The sequence below is a fragment of the Arthrobacter sp. NicSoilC5 genome, assembly GCF_019977395.1.
Taxonomy (GTDB): domain Bacteria; phylum Actinomycetota; class Actinomycetes; order Actinomycetales; family Micrococcaceae; genus Arthrobacter.
In genome coordinates, this window is record NZ_AP024660.1 from 4444351 (window position 1) to 4465299 (window position 20949).

Annotated in this window: 15 protein-coding genes; 13 read left to right on the top strand and 2 right to left on the bottom strand. The window is 68.8% G+C overall.

Annotation, left to right across the window (positions count from 1 at the left end; genetic code table 11):
- Positions 1-69 precede the first annotated feature (69 nt).
- The 11 genes from LDO22_RS20600 to LDO22_RS20650 all read left to right on the top strand — a co-directional run bounded on the left by LDO22_RS20600 (position 70) and on the right by LDO22_RS20650 (position 16414).
- The gene (locus tag LDO22_RS20600; protein ID WP_263422206.1) at positions 70-1419 is read left to right on the top strand and encodes an RDD family protein; all 1350 of its coding nucleotides are present in this window, start codon (positions 70-72) and stop codon (positions 1417-1419) included.
- Positions 1416-2342 (top strand): protein phosphatase 2C domain-containing protein, encoded by a 927-nt coding sequence (locus LDO22_RS20605; RefSeq protein WP_224025516.1) that lies wholly within the window; start codon positions 1416-1418, stop codon positions 2340-2342. The genes LDO22_RS20600 and LDO22_RS20605 overlap by 4 nt, the downstream gene beginning before the upstream one ends.
- Positions 2339-4453, top strand: coding sequence for an FHA domain-containing protein (locus LDO22_RS20610; protein ID WP_224025517.1), 2115 nt, complete (start codon positions 2339-2341; stop codon positions 4451-4453). The genes LDO22_RS20605 and LDO22_RS20610 overlap by 4 nt, the downstream gene beginning before the upstream one ends.
- Positions 4450-6216, top strand: a complete 1767-nt coding sequence (locus tag LDO22_RS20615) for a serine/threonine-protein kinase (RefSeq protein ID WP_224025518.1) — start codon at positions 4450-4452, stop codon at positions 6214-6216. The genes LDO22_RS20610 and LDO22_RS20615 overlap by 4 nt, the downstream gene beginning before the upstream one ends.
- A gap of 45 nt (positions 6217-6261) precedes the next feature.
- Positions 6262-6966, top strand: coding sequence for a hypothetical protein (locus LDO22_RS20620; RefSeq protein WP_224025519.1), 705 nt, complete (start codon positions 6262-6264; stop codon positions 6964-6966).
- Positions 6963-11408, top strand: a complete 4446-nt coding sequence (locus tag LDO22_RS20625) for an FtsK/SpoIIIE domain-containing protein (protein ID WP_224025520.1) — start codon at positions 6963-6965, stop codon at positions 11406-11408. The genes LDO22_RS20620 and LDO22_RS20625 overlap by 4 nt, the downstream gene beginning before the upstream one ends.
- A 122-nt stretch (positions 11409-11530) precedes the next feature.
- On the top strand, positions 11531-12154 hold the full coding sequence (locus LDO22_RS20630) for a hypothetical protein (RefSeq protein WP_224025521.1): 624 nt from the start codon (positions 11531-11533) through the stop codon (positions 12152-12154).
- A 132-nt stretch (positions 12155-12286) separates the two neighbouring features.
- Positions 12287-14563, top strand: coding sequence for an NAD-dependent DNA ligase LigA (ligA, locus tag LDO22_RS20635; RefSeq protein ID WP_224027293.1), 2277 nt, complete (start codon positions 12287-12289; stop codon positions 14561-14563).
- Positions 14560-15369, top strand: a complete 810-nt coding sequence (locus LDO22_RS20640) for an inositol monophosphatase family protein (protein WP_224025522.1) — start codon at positions 14560-14562, stop codon at positions 15367-15369. Before ligA ends, LDO22_RS20640 begins: the two co-directional genes overlap by 4 nt.
- Positions 15370-15482: 113 nt before the next feature.
- Entirely contained in the window at positions 15483-15986 is a 504-nt protein-coding gene (locus tag LDO22_RS20645; RefSeq protein ID WP_224025523.1) for a GNAT family N-acetyltransferase, read from the top strand.
- A 47-nt stretch (positions 15987-16033) separates the two neighbouring features.
- Positions 16034-16414, top strand: a complete 381-nt coding sequence (locus tag LDO22_RS20650) for a RidA family protein (protein ID WP_224025524.1) — start codon at positions 16034-16036, stop codon at positions 16412-16414.
- Positions 16415-16424: 10 nt separating this feature from the next.
- On the opposite strand, the gene LDO22_RS20655 is transcribed toward LDO22_RS20650, so the two are convergent.
- Positions 16425-17087, bottom strand: coding sequence for a response regulator (locus LDO22_RS20655; protein ID WP_224025525.1), 663 nt, complete (start codon positions 17085-17087; stop codon positions 16425-16427).
- A complete protein-coding gene (locus LDO22_RS20660; protein ID WP_224025526.1) occupies positions 17080-18834 on the bottom strand; it encodes a sensor histidine kinase in 1755 nt (584 codons plus the stop codon). The genes LDO22_RS20655 and LDO22_RS20660 overlap by 8 nt, the downstream gene beginning before the upstream one ends.
- Before the next feature lie 190 nt (positions 18835-19024).
- Between LDO22_RS20660 and LDO22_RS20665 the strand changes: the two genes are divergently transcribed.
- Positions 19025-20506: a CitMHS family transporter gene (locus tag LDO22_RS20665; protein WP_224025527.1), complete on the top strand. Its 1482-nt coding sequence runs from the start codon at positions 19025-19027 to the stop codon at positions 20504-20506.
- 145 nt (positions 20507-20651) lie between these two features.
- Positions 20652-20948 carry an Asp-tRNA(Asn)/Glu-tRNA(Gln) amidotransferase subunit GatC gene (gatC, locus tag LDO22_RS20670; protein WP_018763018.1) on the top strand — a complete coding sequence of 99 codons (297 nt, stop codon included), beginning with the start codon at positions 20652-20654 and terminating at the stop codon, positions 20946-20948.
- Position 20949 lies beyond the last annotated feature (1 nt).

Below are 20949 nucleotides of genomic sequence, written 5' to 3' on the forward strand. Positions count from 1 at the left end.
ACGGGCACCGGGCCGGGCACGACCGGCGGTTCCACAAGGGTGGAAGCCGCTCCAGGGGGAGGAACGGGAATGGCAGTGAACCTTCAGCTTGTTCCGGCTGCGGCGGGCAAGCGGCTTGGCGCTGCCGTCATCGACTGGCTGCCCGGGGTGGCAGTGCTGGTGGTGACGTTCGCCATCGGATTTGCCGGGATCACCCGCACCAGGAGCGGCGGGTTCATCGTGTACGACACCTCTTCCCTGGTGCTGTTCGGCGGAATCGGCCTGGGCCTCACCCTGGCCTACCTGTTCGTCGTGCTCGGTCTGGAAGCCCGCAGCGGCAAAACGCCCGGCAACCTGGCCATGGGCATCCGCAGCGCGGACCAGGACGGCTACGCACCCGGTGCGGGCGCTGTGTTCCTGCGCGGCCTCATCACCGGGGCGGGCATCCTCCTGGCCCTGCTGGCGGCAGTGCTGGTAGTGGTCTTCAAATGGTTCGACGCCGCCCTGTTCATCCTCGGCCCGCTGCTCCTGGTGGGTGCTGCCTGGGCTGTGCTGGTGGTGGTTTCCAACCGTTGGGACAAGAACGGCGGCCTCCGGGGCTGGAATGACACCGCTGCCAAGACCCTCGTGTTCGACGTCAAGGCAGGCAGGGACCCCATCACCACCGGCGGCATCCAGGGTCCCTACAGCTTCGCGCCCCTGGACCTCCCGCCTGTGCAGCAGGTGCTCTCCCCGGTGGCCGGGGCCAAAGCGCCGCAAACCGCCGCACCGCAAACCGCCGCACCCCAAGCCGGCTCCCAGCCACCTGCTCCGGTACTGCAGTCTCCGCCACCTGCTGTCCCGGCCCCGTACAACCCAGCCCCCTACAACCCGGCCCCTGCGGCTCCGGCACCGCAGGTCAACGGACCGCAGGCGTCCGCGCCCCAAGCACCTGCGCCGTCGGCCACCATGCCTTCGCAGACCATGCCGTACACCTCGCCGGCGTCCTTCGCGCCGCCCGCGGCCGGTTCCCAGGGCGTTCCCCCGGGGCACCGGGTGCCTTCGCAGCATGTGGACGACGACGTCGAACGCACCCAGGTGCGTCCCGGCGCCGGAGGACCAGCCCAGGTGGCCGTCCTCCGCATCCGCCTGGACGACGGCCGCGACTTCCAGCTGGACCGCAGCGTCCTGGTGGGCCGGAACCCGGTGGGGCAATCGGGCGAACAGCACGCCCAGCTGCTGGCTGTAGACGACCCCGGGCGCTCCATCTCCAAGACGCACCTGCACCTGCTCACTGACGGTGCGGGCATCTGGGTGACGGACCGGCAGTCGACCAACGGAAGCGCCGTCACCACCCCGGACGGCCTGCGCACCCCCCTGGTGCCGGGCGTCCCCACGTTTGTTACCCCGGGATCCAGCGTGCACTTTGGAGACCGTACCTTTTACCTAGGACAGGCATGAACCAGCACCCCGCCAGTGTTTCCTCCACCATCCAGCCGGGGCCGGGCCTCAGCCTTACCTACGGCTACGGGACGGACAGGGGACTCCGCCGGGAGCTGAACGAGGATTCCTACATCGCCGCCGACCCGATCTTCGCCGTGGCTGACGGCATGGGCGGACACGAGGCCGGCGAAATCGCCAGCGGCCTGTGCGTGCGCGCCCTGGCAGAAATGCCCCAGGTCACCACGGGGGAGCGGAACATTACCGCGTCCCTCCTCCAGGAGTACCTGGTCCGTGCCGACGCCTCCATCCGGGAAGCCACAGGCGCCCGCGCCGGCACCACCCTGACGGGCGCTGTGGTGGTGGAGCAAATGGGCGTGCCGTACTGGCTGGTCATGAACATTGGCGATTCCCGCACCTACCGGCTCAGCCAGGGCCGGTTCGAGCAGATCAGCGTGGACCATTCCGAGGTCCAGGAGCTCGTGGACGCCGGCGAGATCACCGCACAGGAAGCCACCGTCCATCCCCGCCGCCACGTGGTCACCCGGGCCCTGGGCACCGGGGACGAGACGGAGGCGGACTACTGGCTCCTCCCCGTGGAGGAAGGCGACCGGGTGCTGGTCTGTTCGGACGGCCTCACCGGGGAATTGCCGGACGAGGAGATCCTCCGGATCCTCAGCACCGTGGCTGCGCCGCAGGACGCAGTGGACGCCCTGATCCAGGCTGCCCTGCGCAGCGGCGGCCGGGACAACGTGACGGCCATCGTGGTGGACGCCAGGAACGTAGCGAACGACGACGGCACCGGCACCACGGCACCCCGCCACACCCCGGCGGACGGGGACGAAGTGACGCTGCCGCGGCCGGCTGCGTCCGAAGCCGTCACGCAGCCCCTGCCGGCGCCCGTCGAAGCCGGCACCGACCAGGACGGAGAGCCCGGACGATGACCGGCGCCAGCTACATTCCCGGCACCTGGCTGGGCATCGTCCGGTCCGGGACCGCAGTCCTCCTGGGCCCGGAGACACCCGCCGGACTCGCAGGGGCCATTTGGGAGCTCCTGGCTTCGCAGCCCGAGCCGCACGAGGTCCTGGCAGCCGTCACCAGCAGTTCCGGTGGCTCCCTGACCCGCATCCCGTCCTTCGGCATCCTGGATTTCAACGGGTCCTTGCGGGTCTTCCTGCGCGGTGACCTCGACCTCACCGTGGAGCAGCCCGGCGGCCCGGTGGAGCTCGACGGCCGAGACGTGACCACCTGGAACGAGCGCAGGTTCGTCGTGCCCGGGACATGCCGGCTGGGTATCGCCAGCGGTGCCACGGCGGGGAAGGCCGCGGGACGCCCCGGCCGGCCGCTCGGTGAACAGCTGCTGGGTGAACAGCCGCTGCCTGAACTGCCGCTGGCTGAACTGCCGCTGGGGGAGGGTGTGGTGCTGCTCCAGACGCTGACCCTGTGCGCGCCGGCCGGCCCTGCCGCCGTCGGTGGTCCTGCCGCAGTGGACCGCGAAGAATCCCCGGGGAAACCGGCCAGTGTGGATGGCCCGTTCGCCGTCAGTTCTTCCGGCGAGGTGGACGGTCCAGCCGGCTTCGACCAGGCCCTTACCCCGGAAGCGCCAGCAGGTGGGGGCGAAACAGCCGACGATTCCCCCGTGGGGACCCCTAGTGGCATCCCGGCCGCAATCGCCGGAGACCCGCAGCAACCTGACGCGCTGCCGGATCCGGTACCCTCCGCGCACCACCTTGATCCGGAAGCCACCATTGCCCCCGGCGCGATCATCGACGCCGACGGAGAGCTCCTCGAAGCAACCGGCAACGAAGACCCGACCAGCCTTGGGGACCCAGGATCGGAGCTGCCCGGTTCCGGTGCCGCCGGGGCGGACTCAACCACCGCTGCGGCAGGCCACGGTGATGCGGGTCCCGCGGTGGAGATGACCACGTCCTACGACCACCTGTGGGACCGCACCGTCATGAGGAACATCGAAGACGCAGCCGTCCGCGAGGACCCCGACGCCGACTCCGGACATGTAGTGCCGCAGCAACAGCCGGCGCTGCCCGCAGCTGAACCGCTCCCTGCCCTGGGCGCGGGGGAGGATGCGGCGCCGGGTGGCTCGTCGGCCGAATCCGGAGCAGGACCGGCCGGAGCAGCAGATGCCGGACCAGCAGATGCCCGTTCAGATGCTTCCGCCGGACACGGTGACGGCTCGAACGGCACGGCTGCCACTCCGTCCCGTCCCGCTTCCTCCGGTGTCCTCATCGATTCCGTCCCCTGGCGCACTGCAGGGACGGCACCCGCACCGACGGAACCCGGCACCGGCAGCGACGCTCCCGCCCGGGAGTTCGCGCCGTTCCAGGGACCTCCGGCTGCCTATGAGCCCGGTCCGCCTGCCTTTGGGCCTGCCCCGGTCCATGAGCTGCCTGCCGATGCACCGCAAGCCCATAATCCGCCAGTCCATAATCCACAGGTCCAGCAGCCGGACACGGGCCAGGAACCCGCTGCCGGCTTCGATCCGGACCATGATGGCCAGACGGTCATGAAGAGCAGCGTCGCCGGATCAACGGCCGGCCCTGCCGCGGACGCACCTGCGGCCCGGCAGGATGCGGGCGGCGGCCCGCTGGTGCTGGCGCGCGTCTGCGCCCAGGGCCACGCCAATCCGCCCACCCGCGCCCAGTGCAGCGTCTGCGGGGCGGCCCTGTTGCCCGATGCGGTGCAGGTAGCGCGTCCCAGGCTGGGACGGATGCGGCTGTCCACCGGCGACCTGCTGGACCTCGACCAGTCCATGGTGATCGGCCGCCAGCCGTCGGTGTCCCGGGTGCAGGGCGGCGTGATGCCGCGCCTGGTGCAGGTGGCAAGCCCGGGCGGTGACATCTCGCGGTCCCATGTGGAGGTGCGGCTTGAGGGCTGGCACGTGATGCTCTGCGACCTTAAGGCCACCAACGGCACCGTCCTGGTCCGCGAAGGCCAACCGCCGCGCCGTCTCGCCCAGAACGAGATGGCCATCCTGCTCGACGGTGATATCGCTGAACTGGGCGACAACATCTCATTGCGTTTTGAGGAGATTCCTTGAGTTCCAAACGGCCTGTTGCGCCGCCGCCCCGCATTCCGGGGTTCACCTACATCAGCCTGCTCGGTTCGGGCGGCTTTTCCGACGTCTACCTCTACGAACAGGACAGGCCGCGTCGGAAAGTCGCCGTCAAGGTGCTGCTCTCGGACCTGAAGACCGAAGGCGCCCGGCGGCGCTTCGAGTCCGAGGCCAACCTCATGGCCCAGCTGTCCTCGCACCCGTACATCGTCACCATTTTCGAGGCGGAAGTGACGGACGACGGGCATTCCTACCTGGCCATGGAGTATTGCTCCCGGCCCAGCCTGGACGTGCGGTACCGGCGGCAGCGCTTCAGCGTTGATGAAGTCCTGGCCGTCGGCATCCAGGTGGCCTCCGCCGTCGAAACCGCGCACCGTGCCGGCATCGCCCACCGCGACATCAAGCCCGCCAACATCCTGGTGACGGACTACAACCGTCCCGCGCTGACCGACTTCGGGATCTCCGGCACCCTTGCCGGGGACTCCGACGACGACTCGGGCATGTCCATTCCCTGGTCCCCGCCGGAGCAGTTCCGCGACGGCAGTGTCGACGGCGTCATGGTGGACGTGTGGGCCCTCGGTGCTACCCTGTACACCCTGCTGGCCGGCCGCTCGCCCTTCGTCATGCCGGGGGCGGACAACTCGCAGCGGGAACTGATCAACCGGATCAGCAACTTGCCGCTGCCCCGGCTGGGCCGTCCGGACGTGCCGGAATCGCTGGAACTGGCCCTGGCCACCGCCATGGCCAAGTCGCCGCAGTCACGGTATTCCTCCGCGCACGCCTTCGCCCTGGCCCTCCAGCGGATCCAGGCTGAGCTCAACCTCTCCGTGACTCCCTTCGAAGTCCTCGAGGAACCCCAGCAGGAGGAAAGCCACCCGGACGACGGCACCGAGGAAACCCGCGTCCGCAGCATCGCCGCCATCGATCCCGAGCGCACCGGCAGCGCCCCCACCTTCCCGGCCCGCACCCGCCCCGGCTCACCCGGCGCCGGAACCGACGCCACGGGACGCCGCGGTGGTGCCCTCCCGCCGTCGTCCTTCACTCCCGCCGGCCCCGGCCAATGGCGGCAAGCCCCTGCCGTGCCCTCCATCCCGGCGGGCCCCGCCGGAGCGGCTGGCCCCGGAGCAGGCGCGGCCGACGGCGGCGGCCAGGGGGAGTGGGCACAGTCCACCGTCCTGCGCGGCAGCACAGGCGCGGCGAACTATGGTGCCCCGGTAAGGGACGACGCCGGGCCGGACACCTACACCGCCGACGCCACCGTGCACCGGCCCGTGAACGTGGACCAGCCCCAGGCGGAGCCGGCGGCAGACCATGGCAAGCGCAACCTCTGGCTCGCGCTGGCCGGCGGAACCCTCCTGGCCCTGGCGGCGGTGGTGGGCATCGTGGTGGCCAACACTGCGACCGGAACGCCCAAAGCAGTGGACACCCAGCAGGTCAGCAAGCCGCCGGCGGACGCCGTGGACAGCGGCACCGTCCCCAGTGTTGAAGGCCTCACGGCATCACGAAAGCCCGAAGATCCAAACACCATCATCTTCTCCTGGACCAACCCGCAGCCCAGGGAGGGCGACTCCTACAAATACCGCACCAAATCCGCCAAGGCGGACGGTCCCTACGAAACCACGAAGGTACCGAAGACCTTTGTTTCCGGGTTCGGCCCCACTCCCATTTGCCTGGAAGTGATCCTGGTGCGGGCCGACGGCAGCGCCTCGCCGGAAGGCCAGGACTCCATCGCCTGCCTGCAGGACTAGCCAGCTGATGATGCAAACACATTGCCCACTGAGGAGGCACAGATCATGGGGGATCTAGCAATAGATTTCTGTGGCGAATGGTATGAGCCATCGGATGAGGACATCTTCAATATCGGCCGCGAAGGCGACCTTGAAGTGGACGACAACCCGTACCTGCACCGGCAGTTCCTGCAGGTGGCCCGCTACGACGGCATTTGGTGGCTGAGCAACGTGGGCAGCATGCTGTCCGCCACCGTGGCTGACGCGTCCGGCGGCATGCAGGCCTGGCTGTCGCCCGGCGCCCGGATTCCGCTGGTGTTCAGCCACACCAACGTCATCTTCACGGCCGGCCCCACCACCTACGAGTTCGCCGTGCACCTGAAGACGCCATCCTTCCGGCAGGAAGCCCGGGAAGGCGCCAGCAGCGGCGACACCACCATCGGCCCCGTGGTCTTCACCGACGCCCAGAAGGCGCTGATCGTGGCCCTCGCCGAGCCCGTGCTCCGGCGCGAAGGCACCGGGTTCAGCACCATCCCGTCCTCGGCGGCCGCCGCCAAGACCCTGGGCTGGGCGCTGACTCGTTTCAACCGCAAACTGGACAACGTCTGCGACAAGCTGGACCGCGTGGGCGTGGTGGGACTGCGCGGAGGCGGCGGGAAACTGGCCACCAACCGTCGCGCCCGCCTGGTGGAGCACGCCGTCACCACCCACCTGGTGACACCCGATGACCTGTACCTGCTCGAAAAGATGAGGGGCGTGGACGAAGGATGAGGATCCGGCTGACACTCCGCCGCGAACCCGCCGACGCCAAGGACCTGGCCGTCACGGTGGACGGCCTGGCCACCGTGGCCGATATTGCCACCGTGCTCTGGGCGGCCGACCCTGACCGGAAGGGCACCCCGGCCCCGGACAACCTGTCCCTGCGCATCGACGAAGCCTTCGTGGGTGCCGGCATCAGCGGCAACGTCCTGGCCCGCGAAGACAACCTGCTCGAATCGGGCCTGCGCCCGGGCTCCGTGGTGTCGCTGGCCCAGGTCAGCGGGCAGTTCCACGAACCCGGAGCCAGCCGTGGGCCTGCTGCGGCCACCTTGCGCGTGTTGTCCGGGCCCGACGTCGGCCGCGAATTTTCGCTGCCCATCGGCACCAGTTACATCGGCCGGGACCGGGACGTGGATATCCGCCTGACGGATCCGCTCACGTCCAAACGGCATGCCCGGATCACGGTGGGCGAAAGCATCGAGATCGTGGACACCAACTCCGCCAACGGCCTCCTGATGGACGGGCTGCCGGTCACGCGCGCCACCCTGAACTCGTCCGACACGGTGACCCTGGGGGACACCACCGTCACCGTGGTGCCCCTGGGGCATAATCACGCGGCAGCGCCGACGTCGCCCCTTGTGGACTTCAACCGCTCCCCGCGCGTGGTGCCCCGCTTCGACGTGCCAAAGCGCGTCCTTCCTGCCGGGCCCAAGCGGCCCGATGACCAGCCGTTCCCGTACATCATGCTGGTGGCACCCCTGATGATGGGCGCGGTCATCTTCGCGGTCACGCAGAACGTGCTGTCCATGGTGTTCATGCTGATGATGCCCCTGTTCATCGTGGGCCACTACGTGGACACCAGGATGCGGACGCGGAAGCAGCAGAAGGAACAGCTCAAGCAGTTCCGGGCGTCCATGGCCGCCTTCCGGCAGGACCTCACCGAGCTGCAGCAGGTGGAACGGGCGGTCCGGCTCCAGGAAGCGCCGTCGGTCAGCGACACCGTGGATGCCATCTACAAGCTCGGGCCACTGCTGTGGACGCACCGGCCCGAGCACTCCTCGTTCCTGGGCCTGCGCTTCGGGCTGGGGACCGGGCCGTCACGCATCCCGCTGGAGGAACCCTCCAACAATGACACCGAAGTCCAGTACGCCCGCGAGATCCAGGACTGCATCAAGCAGTTCAGCGAGATCGAAGGCGTCCCCGTGGTCTCCCAGCTGCGCACCTCCGGGGCCCTTGGCATCGCCGGCGCCCGCGGCCTGGTGGACGATGTTGCCCGCGGCATGGTGCTGCAGCTCGTGGGCCTGCATTCCCCGGCCGAGGTGGTCCTGACGGCCATCACGTCCGCGCAGTCCCGCGAACGGTGGAACTGGCTGCAATGGCTGCCGCACGTGGGCTCGGGGCACAGCCCGCTGGGCGGGGACCACCTGGCAGCCGGGTCTGCCGGCGGCTCCTCCCTGCTGGCCCGGCTTGAGGACTTGGTGGACGCCCGCGAAGCGGCGGCCAAACGGACTGCCCCGGAACTGCGCCCCGGCATCGACCCCGCCAAACACGAACTCGAAGAGCCCGTCCTTCCCTCGGTGCTGGTCATCGTGGAGGACGACGCTCCGGTGGACCGCGGCCGGCTCACCCGGCTGGCGGAACGCGGGCCCGACGCCGGCGTCCACGTCCTGTGGGTGGCCACCGACATCCAGGCCCTGCCCGCCGCCTGCCGCGACTTCATGGTGGTGGACGGCGACCACGGCACCACCACCGGCCAGGTGCGCCTGGGCCGCCACACCTATCCCGTCAGCTGCGAGAGCGTGGACGCGGAACTCGCCGCCCAGCTCGCCCGAATGCTGGCCCCCGTGGTAGACGTGGGCAAGCCCGTCAACGACGACTCCGACCTGCCGCGCGCCGTGTCCTACGCGACCCTGATCGGCAAGGACTTCCTGGACAACCCGCAGTCCGTGGCCGAGCGCTGGACGGAAAACAACTCCGTGCACGCCACCGCGGTGGCGAACCGCAAGGACAACGGCACGCTCCGGGCCCTGGTGGGGTCCAAGGGCATCGAGCCGCTGTACCTGGACCTGAAGAACGAGGGGCCGCACGCATTGGTCGGCGGCACCACCGGCGCGGGCAAATCCGAGTTCCTGCAGTCCTGGGTCATGGGCATGGCCGCGGCGTACAGCCCGGACCGCGTCAGCTTCCTGTTCGTGGATTACAAGGGCGGCGCCGCATTCGCGGACTGCATCAACCTGCCGCACACCGTCGGGCTGGTCACCGACCTGTCCCCGCACCTGGTACGCCGCGCCCTGACGTCCCTGCGCGCGGAGCTGCATTACCGTGAGCAGCTGCTGAACCGGAAGAAGGCCAAGGACCTGCTGGCCCTGCAGCGCGAGGCAGACCCGGAAGCCCCGCCGTACCTGATCATCATCGTGGACGAGTTCGCCGCCCTGGCCAACGATGTTCCCGAGTTCGTGGACGGGGTGGTGGATGTGGCCGCCCGTGGCCGCTCCCTGGGCCTGCACCTGATCCTGGCCACCCAGCGGCCCGCCGGCGTCATCAAGGACAACCTCCGCGCCAACACCAACCTCCGGGTTGCGTTGCGCATGGCCGATGAGGACGATGCCACGGACATTCTGGGAGTCCCGGACGCCGCCTACTTCGACCCCGCCATTCCGGGGCGCGGTGCCGCCAAGACGGGGCCCGGCCGCATCCAGGGGTTCCAGACCGGCTACGCCGGCGGCTGGACCACCGACAAGCCACAGCGGCCCCAGATCGACATCGTGGAAATGGCTTTCGGTTCCGGTCCCAGCTGGGAAGCGCCCGCCCCTGACAAGCCCGTCGCCCAGGAACCGGCCGGCCCCAACGACATTGCCCGGATGACTTCCACCATCGTGCACGCCGCGGACACCCTGGCCATCCAGCCGCCGCGCAAGCCATGGCTGGATGAACTGGCCAAGACCTACGATTTCTCGAAGCTGCCCAACCCCCGCACCGACGAACAGCTGCTCCTGGGCGTTGCCGACGATCCCGTGCACCAGGACCAGCCCACCGTGTTCTACGAACCGGACCGTGACGGCAACATGGCCATTTACGGAACGGGCGGCTCCGGCAAGTCCGCAGCCCTGCGCGGCATTGCCATTGCCGCCGCGGTTACCCCGCGCGGCGGCCCGGTCCACGTGTACGGCATCGATTGCGGTTCTTCGGGGCTGCGGATGCTGGAGGAGCTTCCGCACGTGGGCGAGATCATCAACGGCGACGACGTGGAACGCGTTGGGCGCCTGCTGCGCCTCCTGCGGGACATCGCCGAGCTGCGGTCCGCACAGTTCGCAGAGGTGCGGGCGTCCACCATCGTGGAGTACCGGAAGCTGGCCAACCGGCCGGACGAGAAGCGTATCTTCGTGCTGGTGGACGGCATGTCCGCGTTCCGGGAAGCATACGAGCACAGCAAGCTTTCCGGGCTCTGGGACATCTTCCTGCAACTGGCCACCGATGGCCGCACCCTGGGCATCCACCTGGTGGTGACGGGGGACCGGCCCAACGCCGTCCCCGCGTCGCTGCTCGCCTCCATCCAGCGCCGGCTGGTGCTGCGGCTCTCCAACGAAGACGACTACATCTCGATGGACGTCCCCAGGGATGTGCTCACCGCCACGTCGCCCCCGGGCCGCGGGCTGCTGGACGGACTTGAGGTGCAGCTCGCCGTCCTGGGCGGCAACTCCAACCTGGCCCTGCAGGCCCGGGAAGTCCATAAGCTCAGCGAAGCCATGCTGCGCCAGGGCCTGGACACCGCGCCGGGCATCGAACGGCTGCCCGAGCAGGTGGACCTGGATGTCCTGCCCGCCGGCAGCCCGGACCTGCCGGTGATCGGCGTGGACGACGAGTCCCTGCAGCCCGCAGAGATCATGGCGCGCGGCCCGCTGCTGCTGGCAGGCCCGCCGGGTGCCGGACGGACCGTGGCCCTGGTAACCCTGGCCTACGCACTGCGCCGGTCCAACCCCGCCACGGAGCTGATCTACCTCGGGTCGCGCCGGTCCGCCGTCGCCTCCCTTCCCATCTGGAACCGCTCGGTGGTGGGACCGGACGACCTCGCCGAGGTGGTGGAGGACCTGGTGGAGCACTCCACCGGGAATCCGGGAGTGGTGGCCTTCTTCATCGAGGGCCTGACGGAATTCACCGACACCATCGCCGAATCCGGCATGGCGCAGCTGGTGACCGCGTCGCTGAAGGCGGACCAATGGGTGGTGGGCGAGTCCGAATCCTCCACCTGGTCCAGTGCCTGGCAGCTTGCCCAGCCGTTCAAATCCGGGCGGCGGGGCCTGCTCCTCAACCCGGGGGACATCGAAGGCGACAGCCTGCTCAATACCTCGCTGGGCCGGGTGAGTCCGGACTTCATCCCGGGCCGCGGGTACGTGGTGGGACGCGGCAAAGCGCGGAAAATCCAGGTGGCGCTTCCACCGGAAAACCGGGACTGAGCAGGCCCGAAAAAGGCGGGGCCGCTGCTGCGGCGGATTTGCGGCCCCGCCCGGCGCTGTAGAAGACTACCGGGGACACCAGAAAGCCGTGGTGGGGGGGCTGCGCGCATCGAAAGGTAGCAATGACCCCGTCCGCCCCGGTCCGCCATGCTGTTACGACGACGGCTTCCGCAGCTGTCCTGGCCCTGGCCTTTGGCTTCTTCCCAACCGGCCCGGCACTTGCTGCCACTGCCGACCCCACGCCCGTTCCGGCGTCGGACACCCAGGCGCCAGCCGACTGCGGATTGGTGTGCATTCCCATCCTTGCCAGCAGCCCCGACGCCGGCCCAACCGGGCGCCCACGCAAATCAAAGGATCCCGTGCCGCCGCCGGCCCAGCCGGCACCCCCGGCGGAGCCGGCCGCCCCGACTGTCCAGCCCCAGCCGGCGCAGCCTGACGTCCCGCCCCCGGACCCGGCCCGGCTTCCGGCAACGGTGGCACCGGTCCCCGACGATTCCGCCCCCGAAACCCCATCAGCGACTGCCGGCTACCGCCCGCCCACCGGCCCCTCCAGTGGACAGGACTGGAACAGTCCCGTGAGCCGGACCACTGCCCCCACCAAGTTGGCCGCCGTTGCTCCCGCCCGGGGCGGGGGCCCGGACGGGCCGGCACTGGGGCCCATCGCGATCGGAACACTGCTGGTGGGCACTTCCGCCGGTGCCTTCGCCGTGTGGAACCGGAACCGCAACCGGCTCCGGTCGCACTGAGCCTGGGTGCCTGCCACGCCGCCGTGCCCGGTGGCTGTCGGAGGTGTAAGGCAAGATAGGTCTGTGAGCACAGGACCAGGACCCGCAGAACAGACCGCCGCCCGGACCACGGCACCGCACGAGCCCGAAGCGATCCCCACCGAGGCCATCCGCGAGGAATATGACAACCTCGCGGACCTGGTCCGGAAGTACCGGTTTGCGTACTACCAGGAGGACGCGCCGCTGGTATCGGACGCCGAGTTCGATTCCCTCTTCCGCCGCCTCGAGGAGATCGAGGCGCTGCACCCGGAACTGGTGGCCAACGATTCACCCACCCAGGAAGTGGGCGGCGAGGTGTCCGCCGCGTTTGCTCCGGTGGAACACCTGCAGCGGATGTACAGCCTCGAGGATGTCTTCTCCCTGCAGGAGCTTGAGGCATGGCTGAACCGGGCCGAGGCCGGCATCGAAAAGATCGGGGACGGTGGCGCAAAGGCGGCGTGGCTGACCGAACTGAAAATCGATGGCCTGGCGGTCAACCTCCTGTACCGCGACGGCAAACTGGTGCGGGCTGCCACCCGCGGCGACGGCACCACAGGTGAGGACATTACCCACAACCTGCTCACCATCAAGGAAATCCCGCAGGAACTGCGCGGCGGCGGTTTCCCCGCAGAGATGGAAGTGCGCGGCGAGGTCTTCATCCCGTCCAAGGCGTTCGCCGAGTTCAATGAGGCCCTGATCGAAGCCGGGAAGGCGCCGCTGGCCAATCCCCGCAACGCCGCCGCCGGCTCGCTGCGGCAAAAGGATCCGGCGGAGACGGCCAAGCGGCCACTGAAAATGTTTGTCCACGGCATCGGCGCCCGGGAGGGCCTTGCCGCCGGCAGCCAGTCGGAGACCTACGGCCTGCTGAAGGAGTGGGGCCTGCCGGTGAGCCCGTACTTCGAGGTGCTGGAAGCCCGGGACGACGTCCTCGGATTCATCAAGCGGTACGGGGACCAGCGCCACAAGCTGCTTCACGAAATCGACGGCATCGTCATCAAAGTCGATGATTTCGCCACCCAGCGCGCCCTGGGCAACACCACCCGTGTTCCCCGCTGGGCCGTGGCGTACAAGTACCCACCGGAGGAAGTCCACACCAAGCTGCTGGATATCCAGGTCAACGTGGGCCGCACCGGCCGCGTCACGCCCTACGGTGTGATGGAGCCGGTCAAGGTTGCCGGATCCACCGTGGAAATGGCCACCCTGCACAACCAGGACGTGGTCAAGGCCAAGGGCGTCAAGATCGGCGACATCGTCATCCTGCGGAAGGCGGGGGACGTCATCCCCGAAATCGTGGGCCCGGTCCTGAACCTCCGGGACCAGCAGGACCCGCCCGTACGCGACTTCGTGATGCCCACCGAGTGCCCTTCCTGCGGTACCCCGCTGGCACCTGCGAAGGAGGGGGACGTGGATGTCCGGTGCCCCAACGCGAGGTCCTGCCCGTCCCAGCTCCGGGAGCGCGTGTTCCACGTTGCCGGCCGGGGTGCCTTCGATATCGAGGCCCTGGGCTGGGAGGCGGCCATCGCGCTGACCCAGCCTGCCGAACCGGACACCCCTCCGCTGACCTCCGAAGCCCGCTTGTTCGACCTCACCCCCGAGGACCTGGCCGGTGTCCGGATCCGGCGTGAAAAGAAGAGTAAAGGCGTTCCCACCGGCGAATACGAGCTGGTGCCGTACTTCTTCAGCAAGGGCACGGCCAAGTCGCCGTCCAAGCCCACCGCCACCACCCAGAAACTGTTCAAGGAACTTGAAAAGGCCAAGACCCAGCCGCTGTGGCGCGTCCTGGTGGCCCTGTCCATCCGCCACGTCGGTCCCCGCGCATCCCGGGCCCTGGCGCAGGCGTTCGGCAGCATGGACCGCATCCGCGCCGCGTCCGAAGAGGAACTTGCGCATGTGGACGGCGTTGGCCCCACCATCGCCGCCGCGCTGAAGGAATGGTTCGCCGAGGACTGGCACGTCGAGATCATCGACCGCTGGGCCGCCGCCGGGGTCCGCATGGAGGACGAACGCGACGAGTCCATGCCGCGCACCCTTGAGGGACTGACCGTGGTGGTCACGGGTTCCCTGCCCAACTTCAGCCGCGACGAGGCCAAGGAAGCCATCCTGCTCCGCGGCGGCAAGGCAGCCGGCTCCGTTTCCAAGAACACCAGTTACGTGGTGGCCGGCGAAAGTGCCGGCAGCAAGCTGGACAAGGCAGAGCAGCTGGGCGTCCGCGTCCTGGACGAGGACGGGTTCCGGCAACTGCTCGACGGCGGCCCGGCAGCCGTGGGGGATGCCCCGGCAGCAGATGCCGTGGAACCGGGCGGGGATGACGGGGGCAACGAAGAGGCGACGGTACCCGCCTCTGCAGGGGAGAACACTGCCGGGGAGAGCACCGTGGAGGAGAACGCATGACGTCCGCAACGGAACTGCTGGAGGTCGCCAAACAGGCCGCCGCCGCAGGCGCAAAAGTCCTGTCCGGCCGCGACGGCAACGCCCTGGACGCAAGCAACAAGGGAGCCGCCGGGGACTGGGTGACGGCCTTTGACCTGGCGGCGGAAAACGCCGTACGCCGCGTCATCACCGCTGCCCGCCCGGGCGACAGCATCACCGGCGAGGAACAGGGAACCACCCGTGCCGCCGACCCCACGGGTTACCGCTGGTCCATCGACCCCCTGGACGGCACCACCAACTTCATCCGCAACATCGTCTACTACGCCACCTCCGTGGCTGTTGCCGATGCCGACGGCGTCTGGCTGGCCGGCGTCGTCAACGCCCCTGCCCTGGGGCGGGTGTACTACGCTGCCCGCGGCCAGGGAGCGTGGCTGGAGGAACGCGGCACCGTCACCAGGCTGGACGGGCCGGTTCCGGGCCGCGCCGGGCAGATCCTGGCCACCGGGTTCAGCTACGAGCCGGATGTCCGCGCCCAGCAGGCGGCCGCCTTCGGCACGTTGATGGACGGCTTTGCCGATGTCCGCCGGCTTGGTTCCGCCGCCCTGGACCTGTGCATGGTGGCGGACGGAACCCACGATGCCTACGGCGAGCGGGGTCTGAACGAGCATGACTTTTCAGCCGGCGCCCTGATCGCGGAGGAGGCCGGCTGCTGGGTGCGCAGGCCGCGCCTGACGAGCCCCCTCGACGGCGGCCCCACCGATGGGGAACGCCTGGACGCCTGGACCTGTGCCGCCAGCCTGGAGCTGTCCGGGAAGTTTCCGCTCTGAGTGGGCATGGGAACCGGCCTCATCGAAAGAGCGGGGCCACCCGTTCTGATAGTTCTGTCACGGAAAGTGCCTTCCTGCCGTAGAGCGCCCCGGCCCGCCACTAGCATTGACGGGTGCAGCCGCAGATAACCATCCGTCCCGCCGTCGAGGCCGACTTCGCCGCCATTGCCCGCATCACCGGAGCTTCGTATCTTTCGGCAGGCTACTTCGACGACGCCGCGCACCCCTACATGGTGAAGATCATGGATGTGGCAGAGCGCGCGGAGCAGGCCACCATCTGGGTGGCGGAGCGCGAGGGAGCTGTCATCGGTTCCGTCACGCTGGCGCTGGCGGGGGAGCCGTACGCGGATATCGCCCTGCAGGATGAGCTGGAATTCCGGATGCTGGTGGTGGACCCTGCCGTGCAGCGCAGCGGGGCCGGCAAAGCCATGGTGGAGGCCATCATCGGCCATGCCAGGACCCTTCCCGGCATCCGTGCGGTGGCCCTCACCACCGGCCAAACCTGGGAGAGCGCGCACGGGCTGTACCGCAAGACCGGCTTCCAGCGGGTGCCTGAGCGGGACTGGCTGGTCCCGGGAACCGACATAAAACTGCTGGTTTACCGGCGCGACCTGTAGCAGCCCTACAGTGGTGGCGACCCATCCCAGCTTTGAAAGGCCCACCCATGCGCAAAACCTTCGGCAGCGGATCCGTCTGGGAACAGACCCTCGGCTATTCCCGCGCCGTCCAGGTGGACAACACCCTCTACATCTCTGCCACCGCGGCCAGCGGCGACGAAGGAGTGGTGGGGGATGACTTCTACACCCAGACCCAGTACATCCTGCAGAAACTCGGCAAGGTCCTGGCTGAGGCCGGCTTCGGCTATGGGGACGTGGTGCAGTCCAAGCTGTACCTGACGGACATCAGCAAGTGGGAAGAGGCCGGCCGGGCCCACGGCGAGGTGTTCGGCGAGATCCGTCCCACCCTCTCCCTGGTCCACGTGCTCCCGTTCCTGGACCCGAAGATGCTCGTCGAGATCGAACTGGTCGCGCAGAAGAGCGAGTAAGTTTCCGGCCCTACCGTGCCGGCAGGCCGTAGCGGTGCTCGGGCCTGCCGGTGGTGCCGTAGCGGAGCTGGATGTCCACTGCGCCGTCGTCCGCCAGCGAGGACAGGTACCGCTGGGCGGTGGCGCGGGAAACGCCCACCCGGGCGGCCACCTCGGCGGCAGAGTACTGCTCGCCGGGGTCCAGCGATTCCAGTACCGCGGCCTCCGTCGCGGAGCGTGGTTTCGACGACGGCGTGACGTCCCCCGGAATCAGCGCGCGTTTGGCGCGCTCCACGGCGTCCTGGTCCAGTGCCCCGGGCTGGCCCAGGAGGCGCCGGTACCGGGCATAGGAACGCAGCTGCTGGGACAGTGACTCCGCCGTGAAGGGCTTGAGCAGGTATCCCAGTGCGCCGCGGCGGAACGCGACCCGGACCGACGCGGGATCAGACGCGGCGCTGAGGATGATCGTGTCCACATCCAGCTGCTGCAGCAGGTCCAGGCCGGAGGCGTCCGGAAGGTACACGTCCAGCAGCACCAGGTCCGGCCGCAGGCTGTGGATCGCCTGCAGGGCCAGCGACGCCGTTCCGACGGGGGCCAGCGCCAGGAACCCCGCCACCGAATCCACGTAGGCGGCGTGCAGCTTGGCCACGTGGAAGTCGTCGTCCACGATCAGGACCCGAAAATCGTCAGCCATTCGTTTCCTTTCCGGCTTCCCCCGTGGTCTTCGCGGCAGGGCTCCCTGCCGTCGTGTGCGGAAGGGTGGCCATGAACACGGCGCCCGGCCCACCCCTGGCGCCGCGGTCCAGCACCTTCACATCGCCGCCCCGGCGCCGTGCCAGCTGGCGGGCCAGCGCCAGCCCGAAGCCCTGGCCGCCGCCGGCGCGGACCGGGCCGGAAGCGGTGGTGAAACCTTCGGCAAACACGGCCTCCGTGTCGGTGCCTTCTGCCAGCCCGTCACCGGAGTCCGCCACCACGACGTGCAGCGTGCCGCCGTCGTCGCCCGGCTCATCCAGTACCTCCAGCTCAACCCAGCGGTCCGTAGACGAGCCCGCCACGGCGGCGTTGACGGCGTTGTCGAGCAGGTTCCCCAGCACCGTGGTCACGTCCTGGGCCTCCGTCACCTGCCCGCGGACCAGGGTCTCCGGCCCGATGCGCAGTGCGACGCCCCGTTCGTCGGCCTCCACGCCCTTGGCGCCCACGAAGGCCTGCAGGTACGGGTCCTGCAGCAGCTCGGCCTGGTCCACCGGGAACTTCAGCGGGCCGGTGGCGGCGAGCCCGGCCAGGTAGTCACGCGCTTCCTGGTGCTGCCCGATGCCCAGGAAGCCGGCAAGGGTGTGCAGCTGGTTGGCGAACTCGTGCCGCTGGGCGCGCAGGGCGGTGGACATGGTCCCCACGGCGTCAAGTTGCCGCGTAAGCTCCTGCAGTTCCGTCCGGTCACGCAGCATGACCACCCAGCCCAGGTCCTCCCGGCGGTGCAGGGCTTTGCGCGCATTCACCACCAGCACCCGGCCGCCGGCCACCAGCTCGAGAGCATCCTGGTTTGATCCGCCGGTGGCAACCGCCGGGCCCGCAACCCCGGTCCCGGGGCGCGTGAGGGACTTCAGCTGTTCCGGGACGGGCGCGTCCTCCCAGCGGGATCCCGACAGGTCCGGCAGTCCCAGCAGCCGCTGCGCGGCGGCGTTGAAGACGCTGATCCGGCCGTCGGCACTGACGCCGATGACGCCGTCGTCCACGCCCTGCAGTACCGCCACCTGGTCATGGACCAGCGTGCTGATCTCTTCCGGTTCCAGGCCCAGGGTGAGGCGCTGCAGGCGCCGGCGCAGCAGGAAGGAGCCCAGGACGCCGGCCAGGAGGGCGCCCGCGGCGGTCAGTGCCACGGGCCCGATGTCCCGGGCCACGCTCTGGGCCACGGTTTCCATGGAGTAACCCACGCTCACCTCGCCCACCACCGCGCCGGTGCCGGGTGCGTAGACCGGAACTTTCGCGCCGGCGGACGGGCCGAGTGTTCCGGTGTTCCGGGTGGTGACCTCCTGCCCGGACAACGCCTCGGAGGGGTCCGTGCTGACCTTCTCACCGAGCCGTTGCGGATCCGGGTGGGCCAGCCGGATGCCCGTTTCGTCCGTGATGACCACGAACAAGGCGCCGGTCCTGGTCCGCGCCGCCTCGGCGGATGCCTGCAGTGGCCCGGCCAGGAGCTCTGCTGCCGGGGGAGTGCCGGGCTGTCCGCTGATGGCCAGCACATCGGCACGGACCTCCGGGTCGGAGGCAACGGTCCGGGCCAGCGTCAGGGCCTGGTTCTCCGCATCGCTGCCCACCCGGTCATACGTCAGCCACGCGTGCACGGAGGTGCTCAGCAGCACCACCAGCAGCACCACGGCCAGCTGCAGCAACAGCGTCTGGGTGGAAAACCGCAGCGGCTGCAGGGGCGCGGAACGCTGCATTCATCCTCCTTGACGGGTGGCGGCGGGCCATGGTTTCGGCGCCTAAGCGCTGTGAGCACAATGAGCAAAATGCTCCCAATAAGCAGTATGCCAATCAATTGAGCCAAAGGCACTGCCGTGACGGCCGCCACCCTACAGTCTGTAGCACGCGTCACACCGCTGTGCCGCTGTTCACAAGAAGGAGCCGGCTGTGCTGGTAATACTTGGATTCGCCATGATCGCGGTATTCATGGTGCTGATCATGACGAAGAAGTTGACGCCAGTGCTGGCGTTGATCATTGTCCCTACTGTTTTCGGCCTGTTCGCCGGTGCCGGCCTGGGCATCGGCGACATGGTGATGGACTCCATGAAGTCCATGACCTCCACCGCGGCCCTGCTGATGTTCGCCATCATCTACTTCGGCCTGATGATCGACGTCGGGCTCTTTGACCCGCTGGTGAAGTTCATCCTCCGCAAGCTGGGCAACGACCCCGCCAAGGTGGTCCTGGGCACCGCCATCCTGGCCGCCGCCGTGTCCCTGGACGGCGACGGGTCCACCACCTTCATCCTCACCACCGCCGCGATGCTGCCGGTCTACCTGCGCCTCAAGATGAGCCCCGTGGTCCTCACCTGCGTGGCCGGCCTGGCCAACGGCACCATGAACATCCTGCCCTGGGGCGGCCCCACGGCCCGCGCCGCCACCGCCCTGAAGATCGACGTCAACGACGTCTTCGTCCCCATGATCCCGTCCCTCGTGGCCGGCCTGGTGGTCGTCTTCGCCTTCTCCTGGCTGCTCGGCCTGCAGGAACGCAACCGCCTCCGCGCCACGGCCCCCGAGATCTGGGGCGTGCCGGACACTGCGGAAGAGTTCGACGGCGGCACCTCCACAGGTGCCTCAGGCACCGGCGCTTCCCGAACCGGCGCTTTTGGAAGTGGCCGCCGCAAGGGCGGCAACCCCGGCGGAGCAGCCCCCGCCGGTGGTTCGGTGGCGGTCCTGGACCGCACCGAAACCCTGGTGGACGAGCACGACTCCGCCATGGCGGACACCGCGCTCGACCCCAACCGCAGCACCCTGCGCCCCAAGCTGTTCTGGTTCAACCTGGCCCTGACCGTCGCCGTCATGGTGGTGCTCGTCGCCAACATCATCCCGCTGCCGTTCGTGTTCATGGTGGGCGCCGCAATCGCCCTGCTGGTCAACTTCCCCAAGGTCAAGGACCAGGGCGCCCAGCTGATTGCGCACGCACCGTCCATCGTCGCCGTGGTCAGCATGGTCATGGCCGCCGCCGTCCTCACCGGCGTCCTCAAGGGCACCGGCATGGTGGAAGCCATGTCCGCGTGGCTGGTCCAGATCATCCCCACCTCCATGGGCCCGTTCATGGCGGTCATCACCGGTGTGCTCAGCATTCCCATGACGTTCTTCATGAGCAACGACGCATTCTACTTCGGCGTCCTGCCCGTCCTCAGCGAAACCGCTGCCCACTACGGTGTCGGCGCCGCTGACATGGCCCGTGCCTCCATCACCGGCCAGCCGTTCCACCTGCAGAGCCCGCTGGTTCCGGCCATCCTGCTGCTGGTCTCGCTGGCCAAGGTGGACCTGGGCGACCACCACAAAAAGGTCCTGTGGCGCACCGCCGTCATCTCCCTGGTAATGCTCGGAGTCGGCATGCTTACCGGAGCCATTGGAATCGGCTAGTCTATAGCTGCCCGTGCTCCTGTCCCCGAGGCAGGCCGGGTATCGAAGGTGCCCGTCTGACGCCCGCTGGGGGATGTCAGACGGGCATCTGCGTTTCCGCACTAGACTGGATCGGAAAACAATTCGAACTTTGCAGGGGAGATCCATGGCTGCGATCAACCGTGACGACGTCGCGCACCTCGCGCGGCTCGCTCACATCGAGATGAGTGCCGAAGAGCTGGACAGGATGGCCGGCGAACTCGCCGTCATCGTGGATTCGGTCAAGTCCGTCAGCGAGGCCGCAGGGGACGACGTGCCGGCCACCTCGCACCCCATTCCGCTGACCAACGTGTTCCGCGACGACGTCGTAGGCCACACCTTCACGGCGGAACAGGCACTCTCCGGCGCCCCGGACTCCGACGACAACCGTTTCAAGGTTCCGGCCATCCTGGATGAGGCATAGA